Source organism: Marinobacter lacisalsi (genome assembly GCF_042651045.1).
Classification (GTDB): domain Bacteria; phylum Pseudomonadota; class Gammaproteobacteria; order Pseudomonadales; family Oleiphilaceae; genus Marinobacter; species Marinobacter lacisalsi.
In genome coordinates, this window is the sequence record NZ_JBHSDI010000064.1 from 74,089 (window position 1) to 93,935 (window position 19,847).

General features: G+C 59.9%; 18 protein-coding genes and 1 other RNA gene. 7 read left to right on the forward strand and 12 right to left on the reverse strand.

The genetic code is table 11. The annotated features are described in order from the left end of the window. Nucleotide 1 precedes the first annotated feature (1 nt). Nucleotides 2–1,120, forward strand: coding sequence for an App1 family protein (locus ACFOZ5_RS19340; protein ID WP_379890472.1), 1,119 nt, complete (start codon nucleotides 2–4; stop codon nucleotides 1,118–1,120). A 26-nt stretch (nucleotides 1,121–1,146) separates the two neighbouring features. Here the strand turns inward: ACFOZ5_RS19340 and ACFOZ5_RS19345 are convergent, their stop codons facing one another. The 3 genes from ACFOZ5_RS19345 to ACFOZ5_RS19355 all read right to left on the reverse strand — a co-directional run bounded on the left by ACFOZ5_RS19345 (nucleotide 1,147) and on the right by ACFOZ5_RS19355 (nucleotide 3,275). Beyond that, the gene (locus ACFOZ5_RS19345; protein ID WP_379890474.1) at nucleotides 1,147–1,326 is read right to left on the reverse strand and encodes a DUF2897 family protein; all 180 of its coding nucleotides are present in this window, start codon (nucleotides 1,324–1,326) and stop codon (nucleotides 1,147–1,149) included. Nucleotides 1,327–1,575: 249 nt separating this feature from the next. Beyond that, a complete protein-coding gene (locus ACFOZ5_RS19350; RefSeq protein ID WP_379890476.1) occupies nucleotides 1,576–2,547 on the reverse strand; it encodes a hypothetical protein in 972 nt (323 codons plus the stop codon). A gap of 86 nt (nucleotides 2,548–2,633) precedes the next feature. Continuing rightward, nucleotides 2,634–3,275 (reverse strand): TetR/AcrR family transcriptional regulator, encoded by a 642-nt coding sequence (locus tag ACFOZ5_RS19355; RefSeq protein ID WP_379890478.1) that lies wholly within the window; start codon nucleotides 3,273–3,275, stop codon nucleotides 2,634–2,636. Nucleotides 3,276–3,400: 125 nt separating this feature from the next. Here ACFOZ5_RS19355 and ACFOZ5_RS19360 point away from each other — a divergent pair, with 125 nt between their 5' ends. Further along, the gene (locus ACFOZ5_RS19360) at nucleotides 3,401–4,504 is read left to right on the forward strand and encodes a DUF2855 family protein (RefSeq protein ID WP_379890480.1); all 1,104 of its coding nucleotides are present in this window, start codon (nucleotides 3,401–3,403) and stop codon (nucleotides 4,502–4,504) included. Nucleotides 4,505–4,551: 47 nt separating this feature from the next. Here ACFOZ5_RS19360 and ACFOZ5_RS19365 read toward each other — a convergent pair whose 3' ends face one another. Continuing rightward, nucleotides 4,552–4,977: a host attachment protein gene (locus tag ACFOZ5_RS19365; protein WP_379890482.1), complete on the reverse strand. Its 426-nt coding sequence runs from the start codon at nucleotides 4,975–4,977 to the stop codon at nucleotides 4,552–4,554. Between the two features lie 59 nt (nucleotides 4,978–5,036). Then, nucleotides 5,037–5,831, reverse strand: a complete 795-nt coding sequence (locus tag ACFOZ5_RS19370; protein WP_379890484.1) for a hypothetical protein — start codon at nucleotides 5,829–5,831, stop codon at nucleotides 5,037–5,039. A 308-nt stretch (nucleotides 5,832–6,139) separates the two neighbouring features. On the opposite strand from ACFOZ5_RS19370, the gene ACFOZ5_RS19375 reads away from it, so the two are divergent. Next, nucleotides 6,140–7,045 (forward strand): alpha/beta hydrolase family esterase, encoded by a 906-nt coding sequence (locus ACFOZ5_RS19375; RefSeq protein WP_379890486.1) that lies wholly within the window; start codon nucleotides 6,140–6,142, stop codon nucleotides 7,043–7,045. A 99-nt stretch (nucleotides 7,046–7,144) separates the two neighbouring features. Here the strand turns inward: ACFOZ5_RS19375 and ACFOZ5_RS19380 are convergent, their stop codons facing one another. Next, complete coding sequence (locus ACFOZ5_RS19380; RefSeq protein ID WP_379890488.1) at nucleotides 7,145–8,254, reverse strand: TauD/TfdA family dioxygenase; 1,110 nt, start codon at nucleotides 8,252–8,254, stop codon at nucleotides 7,145–7,147. Beyond that, nucleotides 8,229–9,629, reverse strand: a complete 1,401-nt coding sequence (locus tag ACFOZ5_RS19385; protein ID WP_379890490.1) for a condensation domain-containing protein — start codon at nucleotides 9,627–9,629, stop codon at nucleotides 8,229–8,231. Before ACFOZ5_RS19385 ends, ACFOZ5_RS19380 begins: the two co-directional genes overlap by 26 nt. A 321-nt stretch (nucleotides 9,630–9,950) precedes the next feature. On the opposite strand from ACFOZ5_RS19385, the gene ACFOZ5_RS19390 reads away from it, so the two are divergent. Further along, a complete protein-coding gene (locus ACFOZ5_RS19390; protein WP_379890493.1) occupies nucleotides 9,951–10,664 on the forward strand; it encodes a transglycosylase SLT domain-containing protein in 714 nt (237 codons plus the stop codon). Nucleotides 10,665–10,754: 90 nt separating this feature from the next. Then, nucleotides 10,755–12,239 (forward strand): bifunctional 2-methylcitrate dehydratase/aconitate hydratase, encoded by a 1,485-nt coding sequence (locus ACFOZ5_RS19395; protein ID WP_379890496.1) that lies wholly within the window; start codon nucleotides 10,755–10,757, stop codon nucleotides 12,237–12,239. 21 nt (nucleotides 12,240–12,260) lie between these two features. On the opposite strand, the gene prsR is transcribed toward ACFOZ5_RS19395, so the two are convergent. The 5 genes from prsR to ACFOZ5_RS19420 form a co-directional block, all read right to left on the reverse strand. Continuing rightward, complete coding sequence (gene prsR, locus ACFOZ5_RS19400) at nucleotides 12,261–13,634, reverse strand: PEP-CTERM-box response regulator transcription factor (protein WP_379890498.1); 1,374 nt, start codon at nucleotides 13,632–13,634, stop codon at nucleotides 12,261–12,263. Nucleotides 13,635–13,713: 79 nt separating this feature from the next. After that, nucleotides 13,714–15,798 carry an XrtA/PEP-CTERM system histidine kinase PrsK gene (prsK, locus tag ACFOZ5_RS19405; protein ID WP_379890500.1) on the reverse strand — a complete coding sequence of 695 codons (2,085 nt, stop codon included), beginning with the start codon at nucleotides 15,796–15,798 and terminating at the stop codon, nucleotides 13,714–13,716. A 173-nt stretch (nucleotides 15,799–15,971) separates the two neighbouring features. Continuing rightward, the gene (locus ACFOZ5_RS19410; RefSeq protein WP_379890502.1) at nucleotides 15,972–16,919 is read right to left on the reverse strand and encodes an SDR family oxidoreductase; all 948 of its coding nucleotides are present in this window, start codon (nucleotides 16,917–16,919) and stop codon (nucleotides 15,972–15,974) included. Continuing rightward, entirely contained in the window at nucleotides 16,919–17,734 is an 816-nt protein-coding gene (locus ACFOZ5_RS19415; protein ID WP_379890504.1) for a lysophospholipid acyltransferase family protein, read from the reverse strand. Before ACFOZ5_RS19415 ends, ACFOZ5_RS19410 begins: the two co-directional genes overlap by 1 nt. A 197-nt stretch (nucleotides 17,735–17,931) precedes the next feature. Continuing rightward, nucleotides 17,932–18,831, reverse strand: a complete 900-nt coding sequence (locus ACFOZ5_RS19420; protein ID WP_379890506.1) for a D-hexose-6-phosphate mutarotase — start codon at nucleotides 18,829–18,831, stop codon at nucleotides 17,932–17,934. A 103-nt stretch (nucleotides 18,832–18,934) separates the two neighbouring features. On the opposite strand from ACFOZ5_RS19420, the gene ACFOZ5_RS19425 reads away from it, so the two are divergent. Together ACFOZ5_RS19425 and ffs are read left to right on the forward strand one after the other, a co-directional pair. Further along, nucleotides 18,935–19,624, forward strand: coding sequence for a 2OG-Fe(II) oxygenase (locus ACFOZ5_RS19425; protein WP_379890508.1), 690 nt, complete (start codon nucleotides 18,935–18,937; stop codon nucleotides 19,622–19,624). A 113-nt stretch (nucleotides 19,625–19,737) separates the two neighbouring features. Further along, nucleotides 19,738–19,834: signal recognition particle sRNA small type (gene ffs / locus ACFOZ5_RS19430), an RNA gene on the forward strand. The last annotated feature ends 13 nt before the right edge of the window (nucleotides 19,835–19,847 follow it).

Sequence of the window (19,847 nt, forward strand, 5' to 3'; positions counted from 1 at the left end):
AATGCCTGATCGCAAACGGTTCCGTCGTTACCTGGTGTCCCTGCGCCGGGGGCTCCATATACTGGCGGCACCGGTCAAGGGCGACAGCGGCCGCGGCGGGCTGTTCATCCAGGCATACCGGGGTTATGGTTCCCGCGACCGGGTGTTCCTGATGGGGCGGGTATTCCGTCAGCCCGGCTTCGGTGCTTCGCTGCAGGAGGACTGGCTGCGCCGTGACCTGTTGGATCTGATGCGGCGTCTGCTGCGCAAACCAATAGTGGGTGCCCGGGTGCGGGTTCGTTACAAGGGCACCACAGCGGTTGTCGAGACCGATCGGCATGGTTTCTTCCGGGTCGACATGAGCCTCGGCGAGATGCCCTCGGACGTGGCCTGGCACTCGGTGGAGCTGTCGCTGGACCAGCCCACCGACGAACGGGCCACCACCACCGGTGAGTTCTTTACCCCGCCTCATACCGCAAGCTATGGCGTCATCAGTGACATCGACGACACCGTGGTCTACACCGGGGTGGCCAATACCCTCAAGATGATGTGGCGGCTATTCGCCCAGGGGGCGGACAGCCGGGTGATCTTCGAGGGCGTACCAGAGCTCTACCAGGGTTTCCATGAGGGCCCTGAGGGCAGTCAGTCTAACCCGCTGATCTACGTGTCCCGCGGTCCCTGGAGTATCTATCAGGTGCTGGTGGAAATGTTCCGCATGCACCGTATTCCCAACGGGCCCATCCTGATCCTGCGGGAGTGGGGCATGAAGCGGGGCAGCCTGTTGCCGCGCCGGGCCCGGGACCACAAGCTGGATGCCATCCGCCATGTGCTGGATCTGTATCACCCGATGAAGTTCGTGCTGGTGGGGGATTCGGGGCAGCATGACCCGGAGGTGTACAGCCGTATTCTGCGGGGGTATCCCGGCCGGATCCTCGCTATCTACATACGCGATGTGAGCGCTGATCCCGAACGTTCCGAAGCCATTGCGAGACTGGCTGAGGAAGCGGGAGAGGGTGGCTGCGAACTGGTGCTGAGCGATGACAACCGGGTACTGGCCGAGCATGCGGCCGAGCACGGGCTGATCTCGCAGGACGCGCTGGCTGAGGTGCGGCGTAGCAAGGCGGAGGCGTCAGCGGGCTAGACACGTGAAGGGTTGAGTCCCTTCGGCTACCATTTCTCTTTCTCTTTTTCCTGTTCTTCCTCGGCTTCCACTTCCGCCTTGCGCTTCTTGATCCTCGCCATTTTCTCACGGGAAATGGGCATGTTGGCCGAGTCTTTCAGCATCAGCAGGCCGCCTACAACCAGGGCCAGCGATAATAAAAGGAATAACCAGCCGATCATTGGCATAGCGATGTGTCCTGATCCATGAATGTCACTCTATAGTGAACCAGAAGTACCAGAACAAAAAGTCCCGCCACAGACAATGTGAACGGCGCGATTCAGGGCATTGAGACACCGGCAGGTCTGGAGTTGCAGAGAACATGAAGTTCTCCCGACAACGGATTGGAAATAAAGGGAAAACCTGTCGAAAAAAGGGGCGGAAGGTCGGGAGGTGGAAACCCCGGCGCTACGGGCGAGCACCGGGGCATCGGTTCCTTAGTTGGCGTCTACCGTCAGACCAAGGGTCTTGGTGGCCTCGGCGGTGGCGCCCATCATCAGCATCATGCTGACCTGGGTCAGCTCTTCAACGCTGAGTGGTTCTTCGGGCTCAATGGACACCGAAAGCTGTTCAGGGTTGTCGATAAACGCCCGAATTTCACTGGCGACGTCGGAGTCACCAAGCTGCTGATCAATACCGGCCAGAATCTGGGCCTTGAGATCGTCGGCGGAGACACCGTTGTTGCGGGCGATGGCGTCAAGGATCAGCTCGACTTCGCCATCGTTCTCGTAGCGGGCCATGGTGCTGTTGAAGTGCACATTCTGAAGTTCGCTCTCCAGGGCGCGGCGCTGTGCCGGTGAGAATTCGGTGTTGCCCTGGTTTTCCTGGTAAGCAGTCTGGATCGCCTCCCAGCTGCCGGCTACTTCCGATACGGTCAGTTCATGAGAGAAGTTGCTGAGCCCCTCGGTGGACCAGTTCAGGTTTGTGGCCAGCTTGTTGTTGCTATCGCTGAAGTCATAGCCGAACTCAAAGTCCATCGGGTGTTCACGGTAGTCGATGTCCGCAAAGGTAGACATTTCCGCCAGCACTTCCTCGTTGAGAATCAGCAGGTTCTCAACGGCAATGCTGAACGTGTCCGGGAGGCGTTCATTCTCGGAATAGCCGTCCATGACTACTGTAATGCTGTCAGCCTTGAAGATATCGCCTTCCTCTTTGCTGCTGACCTGAACACCACTGAGGGTGGCGGAGTTGGAGAATGGCGACGAATTGACACTGCCATAAGTAATGATGGCATCCCCATCACTTTCCTGTTCAATGGTCTCAATGGCCTCGACCACTTTTGCTTCTACTTTGGAATTGACCACGCCGGTAACCACGAAATACAGGATGGCCAGTATCACGACAACAGCAACGGCGGCAATTATTCCCTTATTACTGGACTTGGATGGGGTGGTGACTTCATTACTCATTACAGCAAACCTCCTTGGTTAATGAGTGAGAGAAGGTTGCAGAAAGTTCATGTCCAGTCAATAAAAAGTGGTATCTCAAATGTAAATCAGTTGTTTCGGGTGGGTTCCATGGCCAGCACACACAGGCGTTCCATTTGCTCGGCCCAGGATTCGATGCGTGATGTATCGAGGTTTACCTGAAGGGCGTACCGGCGTCCGCCCCAGATCGCCAGGTGGAGTGCCTCTATGGTCTCCGGTGATGGCGTGGGGGACAGGTCAGGGCAGGCCGCGACTAAACGTTGCCAGACACCCAGCAGCTCGTCGTAGGCTCGTTTCTGGTGGCGAAGGTCGGCGACAACAGGTTCCAGTCGCATCATGTCCGGAGAAAACCAGGTGCGATCGGATTCCAGTCCGGCCAGGTGCCGTATCAGTCCCCGGACACGTTGCTGCCAGGTGAGTTCTGCCGGTGCAATGACCCGCTCCTCGATCAGTCGGAGCATCTGCTCGATACAGTGGCGCACATAGCCTGAGTGCAGGGCTTCCTTGCTGGGAAAGTACTCGTACAGGGTGCCCACGGCGATACCGGTTTCCAACGCCACCTTGCGGGTGGTCAGCTGGTCCCATCCGTCCCGTTGCCAAATCCGAACATAGGCGTCGTAAATAGCCTGAACAGTGAATCTTGCCCTGGCCTGCCGGGGGCGCTTCAGCGGCTTGGTACGGGCACTTGCGGGTGGTGAGGATCTGGTCATGGGCTTTCCGAACCACGGACGCTGGCACTATGGATACAATTGATCTGTAACGGGGCGACGCCGATCTGGCGGAAATTTGCCAGTCGAACAGCTCGCTATAATAACCCCATTCAAGGATCAGGCCTATGACGGACATCACCCGGCTGGTGACAGACCAGCAGTCACTGGGCTCTTCAAAACTGATTGAAGAGCAGGTTTCATCGCTGGCCGACGGTCAGGCATTGATGCGCATCGACCGTCTGGCGGTGACCACCAACAATATCACTTATGCCGCCTTCGGGCACACGCCCCACCTGCGTTACTGGGATTACTACCCGGTAGCGGAGCAGGGCTGGGGGCAGATGCCGGCCTGGGGTTTCGCCGAGGTCGTGGAATCCACCGTTGAGGGTCTGGAGCCAGGTGAGCGTTTCTACGGCTTCTGGCCGATCGCCACCCATGTTGTGGTTGAGCCGGTGCGGGTTACCCAGCGGGGCTTCTATGATGGCAGCGAGCATCGCCTGGACCTGGTTTCAGCCTACAATCAGTACCAGCGGGTGGAAACCGACGCGGCTTATCGTGCGGAGAATGAGAACTACCAGATGCTGTTGCGGCCGCTGTTCATCACGTCGTTCATGCTGGCGGATTACCTCGAGGACAACCAGTTCTTTGGTGCGAAACGTGTGGTGATCTCCAGTGCGTCCAGCAAGACCGCGTATGGCACGGTTTTCTGCCTGCAGGAGCGGGATGATCTCGAGGTAGTCGCCCTGACGTCGTCGTCCAATGCCGCGTTTGTGGAAAGCCTGGGCTGTTACGACCGGGTCATCGGATATGACAACGTGACCGACCTTGATCCGTCAGTGCCGACCCTCTATGTGGACTTTTCCGGTAATGACAAGCTGCGTGCCAGCCTTCACCATCACCTGGTCGACTCGCTGGTTCACAACTGCTATGCCGGCTCTGCCCACAATCACGAGCATATCAGCGAAGCCGAGTGGAATCTGCCGGGGCCGGCGCCAAAGCGTTATTTCGCTCCCGATCAGATCCGCAAGCGAAATGCAGACTGGGGCCCGGCTGAGGTAACGCGCCGGTTCAATGAGGCCCAGCTGGCGTTCATTGACCGCGTGCAGCAGCCGGATTCGCCCTGGATGCGGATTGAGGAGCATAAGGGGCTGGAAGAAGCCCGCTCACTGATCCATTCACTGGTGGAAGGCAAGGTGGACCCGGCGAAGGGCCACGTGGTCCTGCTGTAAGTTCCGGAACAGGGCCCTGCCGGGCGGCAGGGCCTGAAAGACCGGGGTCAGTTGAAGATGTTCTGGTGGATGACGCTTTCACTCTCATTCACCAGGTTCTTGTCGACGCTCTGGATGACCGCTTTTTCCAGTGGCCCGTTCAGTTTCTGACGTAGCACTCCCAGAAAATGGGGGCTGGCAACCAGAATCAGGCTGTTGAAGCGTCCTTCCTGCCGGGCCTTGTCCAGTGTGTGAATGATCTCGCCAGCAAAGGCCGCCTCTTCGTGCGCGGTCGCGCTTGCTTCTTCCATTGCATGCCCCTGTGCCCGGGTCTCCCGGGACCGACCGGGCTGGTCGGACACCAGTTCGCTTTCCTTCAGCCTGCTCTCGGGGTGTTCCAGTCGGGTCACTTCGGTGGGCATGGCCGTACGGGCAGTGGTGGCCAGAATTCTCGCATGGGCGCTATCGGCAACCAGAATCCAGATCTTTTCCATTGCATCCTCCACATCATGGGTGGGTGGGCGAATTGAGCCACTGATGACGTGAGTATGGTTCAAATTGGCGGTGTTTGTGATGTTACGAAAAATTCGTCTGTGCCAGGTACCGAAGGACAGGCTCCGCTTTCGGTAACCAGGTAAATCCCTTTGCTGAGGGGAACAGCTTCGAACAGTTCCGTCGAGTAGCGCACCTGCTGCACCCGCTTACGTGAATCACCCAGGGCAAACAGTGGCTTACCCGCATTTGTCATCGCCTCACCAATCCGTTTGCTACCGACCTTGTTGACAAAGCACCGCGAGTCAAACTGGTCTACACCCAGCCAGGCGGCCTCAAGCGACGGCGCCAGATCAGCAACGTCTGCATCGTCCACCAGCTCACAGTCAATTCCCCGGTCCAGAAGTCGACGGTACTGGGTAACGCCTTCCCCTCCGGGAAGTGAGCGGGTTTGCCAGAAAACTATACCCGGCGCTGAGTGGTGCATGTGCTCAACGGCTGAAAGCAACATGCCGCTGTGGCTGTGAAGCAATACCCGGGCATTGCTCCAGTCGCGCACTGACAGCAGTTGCCGGGCCACCCGGGCGGGGATGTCGGACCACTGGCGGGCATAGGCCCTGACCCGTTCGGGGAGGTCGTTTCCTGGCTCGGTTCCGAGGGTGTCCAGCAGGTGATGAACCACCACCATCGAGTGGTCAATGCCTTTCAGTTCATGGAGCGCCCAGCGCTGTTGCGCCCGGGTGGGCGAGGTGCCGTCCTTGTCGCCAAGGGCATCGAGGGTCCACTGCAGCAGGGTGGATGACCCGTGCTCCCTGTCCGCAACGATGGCCCGAATACGTTCCTCGAAGGTCAACATAGACTCACCCCAATCCGGTTCGTGTGCGAGGCCTGCATAAGTGGCCCGGTGCCGTGGGCATCAGCTCCCCTGCAGACTAGTGTCCCGGGTCACCTCAACGGTTGCAATGCCACAGACCCTGCTTGTCAGGTCTTCCCGAAGTCAAGGGCTATCACAATTTTAAGAAACTTCATGTCTTACCCATTGCCCCCCCTGAGGTTGCCGAACTAGGGTGCGGAATGAACATTCAGCCCGAATGTTCCCTTCACTGGCTGAGGTGGTAGTCCGGCCAATCCTTTATGGACGTTGGATGAAACGGAGCTTTGAAAATGAACAGAACAAGAGCCTTTACTCTGTCGGTACTGATGACAGGCCCCCTGGCAGCATTCGCCATCGGCAGTGGTGGCGGAAATGAGCCGACACCTGATCCGGACCCGGGTGCAGCCTGTGATGCCAACCAGTTGTCGCCGGGTACCACCACGCGTTCGATCACCGTGGATGGTCGTCGCCGCGAGTATATCCTTCATGTTCCCCCTCGCTATACCGGTGAGAACGATGTCCCCCTGTTGCTGGACTTCCATGCGCTGAGTTCCGGGGCGGACTACCAGAGTGAAAACAGTGGCACTGCCGACGTCGCTGACAATGAGGGCTTCATTGTGGCCTATCCCCAGGGTATTGATAACGCCTGGAACATCGGCCCCTGTTGTACCGAGTCCCGTCAGGTGGACGATGTGGCTTTTGCCCGCGCCGTGGTGGACGAGATCAGTGGCCAGGCCTGTGTGGATGAAAAGCGGGTCTATGCCACCGGCTACTCCAATGGCGGCGGCATGTCCTACAAGCTGGCCTGCGATGCGGCAGACCAGTTCGCGGCGGTTGCCCCGGCGGCTTTCGACATGATCGAAGAGCTGCAGTGCGAACCACAGCGGCCGGTGTCGGTCTTCGCCGACAGGGGGCAGCTGGACTTTATAGTGCCTTACGACGGTGGCGAATCCACGCCGCCCACCTCCTATCGACTTGACCCGATTCACTTCCTGGGGGCGGAAGGCTCCTTCGAGAAGTGGGGTGAACTGAACAACTGCAGCGGTAGGCCGCAGAGCATCGGTAATGGTTGTGAAGCCTACAGCGATTGTGACGGAGGCACCGAGGTGGTGCTGTGCACGTCGCGCTTTGGTAGCCACAGTGCCTGGGACGCCCAGCAAAGCTGGGACTTCCTGAAGGATCACAGTCTGCCCTGACAGCAGGTCTGAATCTGGTAGTGGAGAACCCCGCCATGGCTGGATCATCGGCGGGGTTTTTTGCGCGCGTCCCGGCAATATGGTTGCGGTCTGTCCGCTTCAGGCCCCGGCGAGCTCGGTGCTGGCCTCACTTCCCTGATGCAGGCGTGCCGGATGGAAAGGCTCGGCATTGAAGGCGGTTGCCTGGATCTGCACCAGTTTGCGGTTACCCTGTTCGCCGTTCATTCGCCAGTGTCCGATACGCACGTTGTCCACCAGGGCGATGTCCCCTTTCTGCCAGGCCATCAGCAACGCCCCGCGAAATATGGCCTCGAATACCACTCGTTGCTCTTCCTCGGTCCAGGCGACCGGGTTGCCCTGATCGTCGCAAAGGTCCCAGGTGAGTTCCATGCCTTCGGCGGTAGAGTCCAGGCCGATGCCGCCACGGCCCTTGAATATGTTTCGGGCGGCGTCCCGTACCTGGCGGTTGGTGTTTCGGGCGAATGCCCAGGGTTGAATACAGACCTTGCCGGTCTCCGGTACCGCGCAGGCAGCGGGACAGGGAGGCAGGGCCATATCCGCCAGGCCGTCCGGGCGTTCTGTGACCTGGAACGGACTTAACCGGAGTATCAGCCGGTCGAAGGGGTTCAGTCTGCGGGCCGAGCGATAGCTGAAACGGTTCCAGGCGGTGTCGAAACGGGCTCTAAGGTCCCCGGGCAGATCACGATAGACCTGATGCAGGTCCGCCATGCCCGTTTCGGCAAGGTGAGGTGCGGGTTCCAGACAGCAGAGGGCAATGTAACGGGAACGTTCCGAGCGCACACCACCTTCGGTATGAGGCCCCTGAATTGACGACTCTACCGGTCCCAGGCGCACCGTATCCCGGTCCAGGTAACGGCGGTAGTCGCCGCCGCCCACCAGGCCCTCGCTGTACTTCCGCAACCAGCTGGTGATCACGCCCGGGGTTTTTTTCAGGTTGAAGCCATTCCACACCTCAAGGCCCAGCCCACCGGTTACCAGCTCATGGAATTGCTGGTGATTGTGGGGCTGGAAGCCCCTGAACAGCAACACACCCCGTTCGGCGATCTGCCGCCGGAAATAGTCACGGTGATCGTTGAATACCTGATGCAGCGTGCTGATGCTGTTATCACCCGCGGGGGTGTAGGTGGTCACGAAGTCGTGGCTGTCCTCACGGACCAAGCCCTCAGGAGTGGAGTTCCGGTCGTGCATAACGTGGTCCTTTGGTTTTCGTTACCCGGATGCCTCTGCTCTGGGGGTGCGCGCCCGGCGGCTGAGCAACCATGCGGTTGATCTGGTATTCAACGCCGGCACAAAGCGCGCGTATGAATTCCGGGTCGGTAATGGGTTGTGGGTAGACAAAACCGAAATGGAGCTTGCCATCGAAATAGTGGGTCTCCAGACACACCACCGGGATGGGGAGGAAATGAGCCGATGGGATGACGCAGGCGGATTTAACGACGATCCGGCCATAGGTTGGCTTGACCATGAGCCGGCCCAGATTGGTCAGGTGGAGGTTGGTTCGCGCGATCCGGGCCGCAGAACCCACGAGGCTGTCCGGCCTGGGCCGTAGTTTAAGGGCGATACGCTTTAGCCATATGCCGAATGCCAGGTTGTCTGCTGTGTACCGCGACTGCACGTCGCGGTTCGCCCTGTCTGCCAGTTCCCAGAATTCGGTGTCCGGGCAGACGGAAAGCCGGGATTCCACACCACTGACGAAATAGCCGACATCCTGGTCGAAGGCCCGGGTCAGCTTGCTGCGGGCGTTCACGGCCGTCCCCAGGGACATGCTGCGTGGTCCCTGGTCACGATCCTTCAGCGCCTGTCTGGCCGCCAGCAGGCTGATGGCGGCTATCACACCATGAAGGCTTTGTTTGTGCTCGCGGGCGGCGTCGATTATTTCCCGGCTGCGGTGGGGGTCCACTTCCATCAGCTGGAACCCCGTGGTGAGGCGGTCTCCGGCCTGATAGGCGGGGTTGACCGGCGTTCGAAAGGAGGGTGGTGCCGGCCTGAGGGCCTGACGGGCCATGGACGACAACCCCTTGGCGAGGATCCTGAGGCGCCCCGAGCTGGCCAGAAAGTGTTCATAGGTATGGCACATCGGCCGGATCGTTGGCCTGGACTCCTCACCGGAACAGAGTTTGAGTACCTGGTCGAGAATCATCTGCAATGACAGGGCATCGGTGATGGCGTGATTGCAGGTAATGATCAGTTCCGAGCGGTCGTAGCCATGCACCAGCGTGACGCGCCAGAGCGCCGCATCGTCCGGTGAGATTGCGTCCTCCAGTTCCTCCCGTACCAGTGAGTCCCAGTGTTGCTCTGACAGGCGGTTGACAACACGCCAGGGCATGGCGGGCAGGGGGCTGAATACGAACTCCGGCTTCCGGCCCCGGTAATTGACACGGGCCCTGAGCATGGGATGTGCGGCAGCGGTCAGATGCAGGGCTTCCGCCAATCGGTGCGGATCAACTTCACCCTGCAGGCGACAGACAATCAGCGCGTTATTGGAGGCAACCTCACTAAGGCGGAGCCACAGTTGTTCGCCATAGCCGGCGCCCCTGGGGGCGGGTGTTACGGAAATAGGCATGTTCACGTTTCGGGCCTCGAATCCAGTTCCGTTGGAGTTGAAACCTTGCCCCGACGTCACCCCGCGGTCACGTTATATCCTCTTAACAGTCTGAAATTGTGAGCTGTTTTATACCGGTGTGACCCGGTCGACCAAGCCAATGACCCGTTCCTGCGGTAGGGGAGTAAGGCCGGGAAGAAAAGCACCGGCGATTCAGTGATCTGACTCGCGGAAATGCTGGCAGGTTCCTGTTTCAGTCGTGTGATTTCGCTATACTTTCGTTAATATCCTGGCCATATCACAGTCATCGTGATGGGGCCCGAATGTTTCCCTGAGGTGCCAATGCGAGTTGCTGTTAAATCCCTGACCTCCCATGCCATTACCTGCCTTTGCCTGGTCATGCTGTGTTCAGCGGCAGCAGCAGATTCGGTCCGTCGTATTGTTCATGATGACGGGCGGGTGGAGTTCACCAATACCTCGTCGGGCAAATCCGCCCGTGCCAGTACCCGTAGCGAAACCGTCTATAAGTATACGGACGAAAACGGGGTGGTAACGTTCAGCGAAGCCCGTCCGGCGGGCGCCCGTTACGACGTCATCCGGTTTGAATGCTACGCCTGCAGTCCAGACTCGAAGGTGAACTGGCACAGGACGCCCCTGTTTGTGGGCCGGTATGAGGACGCCATTGAGAAAACCGCCCGGGAGTATGATGTTGATCCGGCGCTGGTGCAGGCGGTTATCCATGCGGAAAGTGCCTTTAATCCGCAGGCGGTGTCGTCCAAGGGAGCGCAGGGCCTGATGCAGTTAATGCCGGCAACCGCCCGCGAAGTGGGCATCGGTAACGCCCTGGACGCCGAGCAGAATATTCGCGGTGGGGTGACCTACCTGTCCAGGATGCTTTCACTCCACAATGGCGACATCAAACTGGCTACCGCCGCCTATAATGCCGGCCCGGGCGCCGTCCGGCGCCATGGCGGCATTCCACCCTATGCCGAAACACAGGCCTACGTAAAACGGGTCGGCATCCTCCACGAGCGTTACCGGCTGGCCAGCAACTGACCGGTTGCAGGTCACCTCAGCATTCCTTTCCGGGGCACACTGGCTTGGTACTACACTATCCTGGTGGAACACCAACACCGAGGAGCAACCATGACGGCCAACGCAGACCTGAACGAACGCCCGGATTACGACGACCTGCTCAAACAGATCGCGGACTACGTCCTCGACACAACCATCGACAGTGAAGAGGCCTGGGCCACAGCCCGTCACTGCCTGATGGACACCCTCGGCTGTGGCCTGCTGGCGCTCAGGTACCCGGAATGCACCAAGCACCTGGGGCCACTGGTGCAGGGCACGGTTGTGCCCGACGGCGCACGGGTTCCCGGCACGTCTTTCGAGCTGGACCCGGTCAAGGCGGCGTGGGACATTGGCTGCATCGTCCGCTGGCTGGACTACAACGATACCTGGCTGGCGGCGGAGTGGGGGCATCCGTCGGACAATCTCGGCGGCATCCTCGCTGTGGCTGATCACCTGTCGCGGCAACGCGTAGCCCGCGGCTATTCTCCGCTGACCATGAAAACCGTGCTTGAGGGGATGATCAAAGCCCATGAGATCCAGGGTGTGCTGGCCCTGGAGAACTCCTTCAACCGCGTGGGGCTCGACCACGTTGTGCTGGTCAAGGTGGCCTCGACCGCGGTGACCGCCTGGCTGATGGGCGCCGACCGTGATCAGATGCTGTCAGCCCTGTCCCATGCCTGGGTCGATGGGCAGGCCTTGCGTACCTACCGCCACGCACCCAATGCCGGCTCCCGTAAATCGTGGGCGGCGGGGGACGCCACTTCCCGGGCCGTGCGACTGGCCGATATTGCGATGCGGGGGGAAATGGGCATCCCGGGGGCCCTGACCGCCCCGCAGTGGGGGTTCTACGACGTACTGTTCAGCAAGACCAACCGGGACCAGGCCATCAAGCCGGAATCGCAGCGGCGGTTTTCCGTTTCGCAGCCTTTTGGCAGCTACGTGATGGAGAACATCCTGTTCAAGATTTCCTTCCCGGCGGAATTCCACGCCCAGACTGCGGCAGAGGCGGCGGTAACGCTGCACCCTCAGGTAAAGGACCGGCTGGACGACATCGACCGTATCGAAATCACCACCCACGAATCGGCTATCCGCATCATCTCGAAACAGGGCAAACTGGCCAACGCCGCAGACCGGGACCATTGCCTGCAGTATATGGCGGCGGTGCCGCTGATTTTCGGGGCATTGAACGCCGATCACTACGAGGACGGCTTCCATGAGGCACACCCGATCATTGACCGGATCCGTGACCGCATCACCGTCATCGAGGACGAACGGTACACCAGGGAATACCTGGAGCCGGACAAGCGGTCCATTGCCAACGCCATTCAGGTGTTCTTCAGGGATGGTAGCAGTACCGACAAGGTGGCGGTCGAGTACCCCATAGGCCATCGCCGGCGCCGGGAGGAGGGTATCCCCCTGCTGGAAGACAAGTTCCGCAGCAACCTGGCAACCCGGTTTCCCGGCCAGACCTGCCAGCGTATTGACGGGCTGTGCGCCGACCAGCATGAACTGGAAATCACGCCGGTTCCGGAGTTCATGGATCTGTTCGTGATCTGATGAATCCGGGCCGGAGGGGCGTCAGACCTGGACGGGTTCCGCCGATGTATCGATGCGATACTTGTCCGTCAGGTTGTAAAGGGTGGGGCGGGTGACGCCAAGCAGTCGGGATGCCTGTGCCATGTTGAAACCGGTGGTCTTGAGGGCCTGGGTGATGGCATTACGCTCGGCCGCCTCCCGCACCTGACGGAGGTTCAGCTGGTTCTCACCGGTTTCGCCATCGCCGCTCAACTCAAGGTCGGCGGCGGTGATGCGCTTGCCTTCCGCCATAATGGTGGCACGTTTGACCTTGTTGATCATCTCGCGCACATTGCCGGGCCAGTTGTAGCCATTGATGGCGCGTACCGCATCATCACTGAAGGAGAGAGCGGGGCGGTCCATCTGCCGGGCCAGACTCTGCAGCAAAGAGCGGGCAACAAGCAGCGGATCACCCCGGCGCTCACGGAGGGCGGGTACGTCCAGTGTGATTTCACTGATCCGGTAATACAGGTCTTCACGGAACTCGCCCGCGTCGATCAGGCGGCGGGTATCACGGTGGGTGGCGCATACCACCCGTACGTCCACTTCGACCGGCTTGATACCGCCCACCCGGTCAACGGAACGTTCCTGCAGGAATCGCAGTAGCTTGGCCTGGAGGGACATGGGCATGTCGCCAATTTCGTCCAGGAACAGGGTACCGCCGTTGGCACTCTCGATCTTGCCTTTCTTGCTCTGAGTTGCACCGGTGAAGGCACCTTTTTCATACCCGAACAGTTCGCTTTCCAGCAGGTTTTCGGGGATGGCGGCGCAATTGATGGCGGCAAAAGGTTGGTTCGAGCGGTGACTCAGGTCGTGCAGGGCGCGGGCCAGCAATTCCTTGCCGGTACCGGTTTCGCCGGTGATCAGGGTAGTGACATCAGTGGGTGCCACCTTCTCCAGGGTACGGCAGACTGACAGCATTTCCGGGCTCGCGGCAATAATGCCCTTGATGTTGGTGCCGTTCTGGCGGCTGGCCAGTTCCTGATTTTCCCGCTCCAGTTCGGCCAGGCGGAAAGCGCGGTTGACCACAAACGTCAGGATGTCCGGGTCGAGGGGCTTCTGGTAGAAGTCGGAGGCGCCCATACCGATGGCCTTGACCGCGTTTTCCTTGTCTTCCCGGCCGGTAACCACAATGACCTTGACCATGGGCGAAAGGCGGAGGATATCGTCCAGCAGGGCAAAGCCTTCGGAGGCGCCGCCCGGATCCGGTGGCAGTCCCAGGTCCAGGGTGACTACCTGGGGCTCGTTGCGGCGGAGACTCGCCAGGGCTGTCGCCCGGTCCGCCGCCACGTCTACCTCCAGGTCGCTACTGAAACACCAGCGCATCTGGCTCTGGAGGCCCGGATCATCTTCAACAATCAGCAAACGTTTGGTCACAACAGAGCAAATCCTTTTCGTTGTTGGCCTGAAACCGTTACATAACACACACTATGTATGTCGTAAGTGTCGGATGAAATCACGAGGAATGCAATCCTCCGGCCCGTCCGGCGCCGGCCTGGGCCGTGGTTGGCTCGACTGGTTCATCGGTGATTTGCTGCCGGTCGGAGCGGGCGGCGATCTTCACGGTGGGCAGCAGTACTGAAAAGCATGACCCCATGCCCGGTTCACTGGTGACATCGATATTACCACCAATCTGGCGAACGTATTCCCGGGCCTGATAGGCACCAATGCCCATACCAGTGAGCCCCTTGGTACTCTCGAACGGCTTGAACAGCTGCATGCGAATGAACTCCTCGCTCATGCCGGTACCACTGTCCTGGATGAACAATACCACGTGCCCGGTGGATGCCTTGAGCGTGAGGGAAACCTCCCCGTCAGGGGGCGTGGCATCCTGGGCATTCTGGATCAGATGGCCCAGTACACTCCATAGCTGATCGCGGTCGGCTCTCACCATGACAGCGTCCTGAGGTCCCAGCACCTTCGGGCGTGGCTGGTTGCGGGCATAGTGCGCTGCCAGCTCGGTGATCATCTTCTGCAGGTCGAGGGGTTCCTGGTCACCGTGGTCCGACATTGGCTTGCGAATATGGTCCACCAGGTTGGACATCTTTTGGACCGCATGATCGGTGGTGCTGATCATGTCATCGATAAAGGCCGGGTTGTTCCGGTGGTGGGCGGCATTGCGCACCAGCAATGAGAGCTGGGCAATCAGTGTCTTGAGGTCGTGCACCATAAACGCGGAGGCCTTACTCACCGCCTCGAACTGCATGGCCCTGGATAACCGGTTCTGGGCGTCGGCCTGGGCCAGCAGGTTACAGGTCTGGCGGGCCACGACCCGGACCAGGTCGAAGTTCTCCCAGTTGAGCTCCACCCGGGCGTTCGCCCGACCTATGAGGGTGATGCCATACAGTTCATTACCCAGGTACATGGGGATAAGTAGCCAGCCCCGTTCGAACTTGAGGATCGGGTCGGGGATCTCCAGCAGGTTGTAGCGCACCGGGTCGTTGCGGTACTCCTCCAGGTCGATGATCCACTCGCGGCTACTGAAGAACTGGGCCAGCTCGCAGTCACCATCGATACTGGTGAACCGGGGCTGATTGAGGTTGACGGCACTCTGCAGCATGAAGTTGCCATCTTCATCCCGGACCCAGAGGGCACCGGATGAACTCTCTACCAGGCCGGCCAGAATCCGGATGATCCGTTCAGGCAGCGGCGGTTCGTCGCTGAGGTTGGCGAGCTCCCGGGTCATTTTCAGCCATTCTTCCCGGTAGTCGTATTTATAGTCGAAGAAGTTCTGGCTGATGAAGATCATCAGGCGGGCACGGAACCGTCGCGAGGTAAGCAGTAGTGCCAGGAATGCCAGCGCCCCGGTGATGAACAGCATCTGCAGGGCGTCGCCCCAATCCCCGCCGAGCACCCGCACGTAGTAGCCCCCCGCCGCTGCGAACAGCAGGTAGATACCGGCAAACACCAGGGCACTGACATGGAACATGGCGTTGCGGGAGAGCTGGAATTCCACCGGCTGCTTGCGGGTGTTCATCATGGTCACGCCGAGCAGCGGAACGATGAGGGTGTTGACGGCGCCCCGGGCATCCCAGAACCCGGAGGAGATCTGGCCAAACAGCAGGGCGTCCGTGTACATGAAAAAGTCGTAGGCGAACAGCGTCAGGATGCCGATGCACAGGTAACGGATACTGGAACGGCTGGATTGCACGGAGTTCCGCCAGATCTGCTCCACCAGGCAAATGCCCAGTAGTGACAGGGCGATCTGCCCGACGATTTTCAGCTTGCCACTGACCAGCGGGAAGTTGAGCAGGTATTCAAGCGCGGCGAGGGTAAACAGGACAAAGATGACAGAGAAGGTGAGAAAGCCGAGCACCCGGCGGGTGCGGTCCGACCCCATCCTCGGCTGTTCCGCTGCACGCAGCAACGCCAGAAGAACCATCACCCAGCCGGCGTCCCGTAGCAGTTCCAGGAGATACCTTATAATGAAGGTGGGCTCGCCCCAGACCTGCTGGGTAACCAGCGAGCCGGCCCAGAGAAACGACAGGATCGCGGACACCAGTAACACCCGATCTGACGTCCGGCGCAGGTAACGGGTCATGATCAGCCCCCCCCAGCAACAGGAAGGCAAGGGCGGCGGCTGCGTAACTGATCAGTCCGAATTCATTGAACATCGACGGCACATCCTGTGATACTGAGGGCACCCGGGAGTCCGCGCGGAGTCAACGTCACAGCAATACAGACGTTCTGCCACACCGAGTCCTTGCCGGGCGCCTATACGGGGTGTTTGTTCTCCCGATAATAGTGGAATATATCATCCAGGCTGCGCTTGGGGCGAAAATCGAAGTCTTTTGCAAACAGTCGCCCGTCGATAATCACGGGATACTTGAAGAAATCCATCAGGTATGGAGGGAAACGCCTCAGGTGCAGAATTCGCAACAGTGTCCGTGGCAGGACCGGCGGAATGGAGGGTATTGGCAGCTGGCGACAACCGCACAGTTCCAGTGCCCGCTGGTAGGCCACCCAGTCATGGGGCGCCACATTGTAGATGCCCCGTTTCTCACCACGCCAGGTGAGCACGAGGGCGTCGGCCATATCGTCAATATGGATGAACTGCATCATGGGCGAGAAGCCGGCCAGTACGGGCGCCCGTTCACCGGATAACAATGTGCTGATGGCATTTCGGACTCCCGGCCCCACGATGTTACAGGGGCGCAGGATGGCAATATTCAGGTCCGGATAGCGCCACAGGTAGATATTCGCCAGGTTCTCAAGTTCCACCGAATCCACCAGGTCCATGGTCAGCCCCGCCGCCTTGAGTGGCGCCTCTTCATCAATCAGGGCGGGGTTGAAGGGCACGGCGCCATAGACATGATAGGTGGACAGGATGATCACCCGGCTGACGCCATATTTGTGGCTTAGATCCAGCAGTTTCTGGGTGCCCAGGACATTGGCATTGTACCGCCGCAACCGGGTTTCCTGGCTCGACATGATGCGGCCCAGGTGAATGACGCCGTCGAAGTGGAAGCGGCGAAACAGGTCCTCGAACACACGCTTGTTAAAGTCAATGCAGTAGCTGGGAATGTCATCGCCCAGCCAGACCTGCTCACGAAAATCCACCGCGACTATATCGCAGCTTTCCCGGAGCTGGCTGATCACTTCCTGGGCTAGGGTGCCGGCGGCGCCCGTTACCAGTATTTGTGGCCGTTTGCTTGCAGGCATCAGAATATCCTTTTCCGCTGATCCAGTCCCTTCTTGACCATTTCGCCGACGGCGGCCTTGACCTGCTCCACCCGGGCGGTGACCTGCTCTTCGGGAATATTGTCGTTACTGAACACCATGGGTTCTCCAACGCAGATGTGAACCTTGGCCGGTAATACCACCGGTGCCGCCAGCGGAAAATAGGGCAGCCCCAGCAGTTTGGCCAGTGGCTTGATGTTGGCGAAGGCAGGAATGGTTTCCTCGCAGCCCACAACACCAACCGGAACCACAGTGGCGTTGTATTGCATGGCCAGGTGCATGAACCCGTTGCCGAAACGCTTGAGCTGGTAGCGGTCACGGTACAGTTTGCCGGAGCCCCGGATGCCTTCGGGGAACACGATGACAGCCTCGTCATTGGCCAGCATCTTGGCACAGTTCACCGGATCACCCAGAACAGCGCCAAACTGGTTGAGCAGGTTGCCAAGGTAGGGAACCGTGGGAAAAAAGCGTTCTATCATCGCCCTGGGGATGCGAGGTCTTACCTTCCGGGAGGCCAGGGCATAACCGATCAGCAGGCCATCAATGGGTAACTGGCCACTGTGGTTGGCAATAATGAGTACCGGGCCGTGGGCGGGTATTCTGTCTATGCCATCCACTTCGACACGGAAGTATTTTTCGTAGATTTCCCGGGTGATGGCATAGCCGATTTTCAGGCTTTCATTGCTGTAACCCCAGGGATCGTAGCCGAGTGAACCTATAGGCTTGCCGATCTGGTCAATTTGTTCATCCAGTTCTTTGGACACCAGATGGCGTTTCAGGAATTCTGCCAGACTCATCGGTCTTCCTTTCCTCTGATTGTTTCCGCAGTAGCAGTATAGGCAATTGCCGTCTGCCGTCAGCTTGCGAATCCATGATTTTCCGGTTTTTCTGACCGGGATCAGTTAATCGTGTCCTGTCGGGGTACCGCGCTGACCTGCTGCGTGACGCTGGCATCCTGCTCCCAGGGCTATCAGTGGCCCGGTAGGTCAGCGAATCAGCCAATGGGGGCGCCGGCCAGCGTCATGGTCAGGGTGTGGCTGGCTCCCGGCTGTAGCTCCCGATAATCGTCGGCGGCATTTGCGGTCTCCACGCACAGCATGCCCGTCCAGGCGTCGTCCGGGAAATCGGATAGCCTGGCAGCTTTCACCGGCCCGGGGTTCCAGACGACGGTGGAGGCGCTGCCGTCGGAGGTCAGCCGGGTGTGGTGGTGCGGAGACTGGATGAGCATGTCCCGGGCTGCCTGGTAGATCCGGTCGGTTTCACCGGTGAAGGTGATAACGCCCTCCTGTTGCCTGAGTGCCCAGCCATCCAGGGTGTCCAGGTAGCGGGTACCTTCGAGCCCCTGGATCACGGTATCCGACACGTTCGTCGTCGGCAGATAGCTATGCAGCGCCTGGGTGATCGCCAGTGGCCCTTTGCCGTCGTTGCGTGTGGTCAGCGCCAGCGTCAGCCCTTCGGGGGAGAAGCGCAGGGTCAGGCTTGCATGGGCATGGCCATTCCAGGAACTGGCGCTGGCAGGTGTCGCGTCGAGGGCTAGCGTTACCATAACGGCTTCCTCCAGTTCCTCGAGGCGTTCCAGCGTCCAGATCGCCGTACGGGCGAACCCATGGGCCCCCGACGTGTCTATTTTTGACCTTACGGGGTCGGGGTTCCGGGCAGGATCGCCAAACCAGGGCCAGCACACCGGAATGCCGCCGCGGATGGCGACACCTTTTTCAAACCGTGCCAGCGGGCTCATCCACAGCCAGTTGTCTTGGCCGGCCGGACTGAAATGCACAAGGTGGGCTCCCTGCAGGACCACCGTGGCCTCAACCAGGGGATGGCTGATCCGGATGGCGTCCAGGTCTCCCAGGGTTTCCAGTTGCGTGTAGCGGGCGTTGTCCAGCTCGTGCATGGGGGGCCTCAGGGTAAATGCTTACGGGAAATCGTACGCGGAAGCTTCCGCTTCCCCGGAAAAGTTCTAGAATGCCGGTTTTTACCTGCGGGGAAAACTCCCTATGACCATTGTTTCCCTCGCCAAAGCTGATTTGGCTGCAACGGGCCCGGATACCAGCGACCAGCAGTGGCTCGACCATGTCGCCGATGACCTGTCCGAACGGGGTTGGCTGTCGCTGGATCTTTCGTCCCGGCTGGGAGAGGAGTTGCTTGCCAGCCTGCGTCGCGAAGTGGACATCCTGGAGAAAACAGCGGCACTGGAACGGGCCGGGGTCGGCCGCGGAACCGGATTTACCCGCGATCGTTCGGTCCGCAGGGACCGCATCGCCTGGATGAACGGCGAAACGCCGGAACAGCAGCAACTGTTCAGTGCCCTGGAGGAAATCCGCGTGGGCCTGAATCGTCGGTTATACCTGGGCCTTCAACGGTTTGAGGCCCATTATGCCAGTTATCAGCCAGGGGACTTCTACCGCCGCCATCTGGACAGTTTCCGCGGGCGCGCGTCCCGGGTAGTCAGCCTGGTGCTGTACCTGAACGAGGGCTGGCGACCAGGCGATGGCGGTGAACTGCAGGTATTCAACCGGGAAAGCCCTGATGAGGTATGCGGTCGGGTGGCGCCGGAATCGGGCAGGGCGGTACTATTCCTGAGCGAGGAAGTGCCCCACGAGGTACTGCCGGCCCAGCGCACACGCCACAGTATTGCCTGCTGGTTCCGCCAGGATGTGGTGCCGGTTCCGCTGACCGGAGTCTGACCAGTGTCTCGTCGGCGCACTACAGAAGTTGTTTGCGGGGATTGATACCGCCCCCACCTGCTGCTACTATGCGCGCCGCGCTCGGGCAAACCGGGCCGCCGTTATGGTGGCCCCGCTGGTGCCCCCGCAACGATAAACCGTGAACCCGGTCAGGCCCGGAAGGGAGCAGCCGCAGCGGTGGACTTGTGTGCCGGGGTGTCGCTGGTGGGGTCACCCCCAGTTT

What these genes read in the sequence shown, in the direction of transcription:
- ACFOZ5_RS19340 (WP_379890472.1), top strand. Translation starts at nt 2, where the DNA reads ATGCCTGATCGCAAACGGTTCCGTCGTTACCTGGTGTCCCTGCGCCGG.
- ACFOZ5_RS19345 (WP_379890474.1), bottom strand. Translation starts at nt 1,326, where the DNA reads ATGCCAATGATCGGCTGGTTATTCCTTTTATTATCGCTGGCCCTGGTT.
- ACFOZ5_RS19350 (WP_379890476.1), bottom strand. Translation starts at nt 2,547, where the DNA reads ATGAGTAATGAAGTCACCACCCCATCCAAGTCCAGTAATAAGGGAATA.
- ACFOZ5_RS19355 (WP_379890478.1), bottom strand. Translation starts at nt 3,275, where the DNA reads ATGACCAGATCCTCACCACCCGCAAGTGCCCGTACCAAGCCGCTGAAG.
- ACFOZ5_RS19360 (WP_379890480.1), top strand. Translation starts at nt 3,401, where the DNA reads ATGACGGACATCACCCGGCTGGTGACAGACCAGCAGTCACTGGGCTCT.
- ACFOZ5_RS19365 (WP_379890482.1), bottom strand. Translation starts at nt 4,977, where the DNA reads ATGGAAAAGATCTGGATTCTGGTTGCCGATAGCGCCCATGCGAGAATT.
- ACFOZ5_RS19370 (WP_379890484.1), bottom strand. Translation starts at nt 5,831, where the DNA reads ATGTTGACCTTCGAGGAACGTATTCGGGCCATCGTTGCGGACAGGGAG.
- ACFOZ5_RS19375 (WP_379890486.1), top strand. Translation starts at nt 6,140, where the DNA reads ATGAACAGAACAAGAGCCTTTACTCTGTCGGTACTGATGACAGGCCCC.
- ACFOZ5_RS19380 (WP_379890488.1), bottom strand. Translation starts at nt 8,254, where the DNA reads ATGCACGACCGGAACTCCACTCCTGAGGGCTTGGTCCGTGAGGACAGC.
- ACFOZ5_RS19385 (WP_379890490.1), bottom strand. Translation starts at nt 9,629, where the DNA reads ATGCCTATTTCCGTAACACCCGCCCCCAGGGGCGCCGGCTATGGCGAA.
- ACFOZ5_RS19390 (WP_379890493.1), top strand. Translation starts at nt 9,951, where the DNA reads ATGCGAGTTGCTGTTAAATCCCTGACCTCCCATGCCATTACCTGCCTT.
- ACFOZ5_RS19395 (WP_379890496.1), top strand. Translation starts at nt 10,755, where the DNA reads ATGACGGCCAACGCAGACCTGAACGAACGCCCGGATTACGACGACCTG.
- prsK (WP_379890500.1), bottom strand. Translation starts at nt 15,798, where the DNA reads ATGACCCGTTACCTGCGCCGGACGTCAGATCGGGTGTTACTGGTGTCC.
- ACFOZ5_RS19410 (WP_379890502.1), bottom strand. Translation starts at nt 16,919, where the DNA reads ATGCCTGCAAGCAAACGGCCACAAATACTGGTAACGGGCGCCGCCGGC.
- ACFOZ5_RS19415 (WP_379890504.1), bottom strand. Translation starts at nt 17,734, where the DNA reads ATGAGTCTGGCAGAATTCCTGAAACGCCATCTGGTGTCCAAAGAACTG.
- ACFOZ5_RS19420 (WP_379890506.1), bottom strand. Translation starts at nt 18,831, where the DNA reads ATGCACGAGCTGGACAACGCCCGCTACACGCAACTGGAAACCCTGGGA.
- ACFOZ5_RS19425 (WP_379890508.1), top strand. Translation starts at nt 18,935, where the DNA reads ATGACCATTGTTTCCCTCGCCAAAGCTGATTTGGCTGCAACGGGCCCG.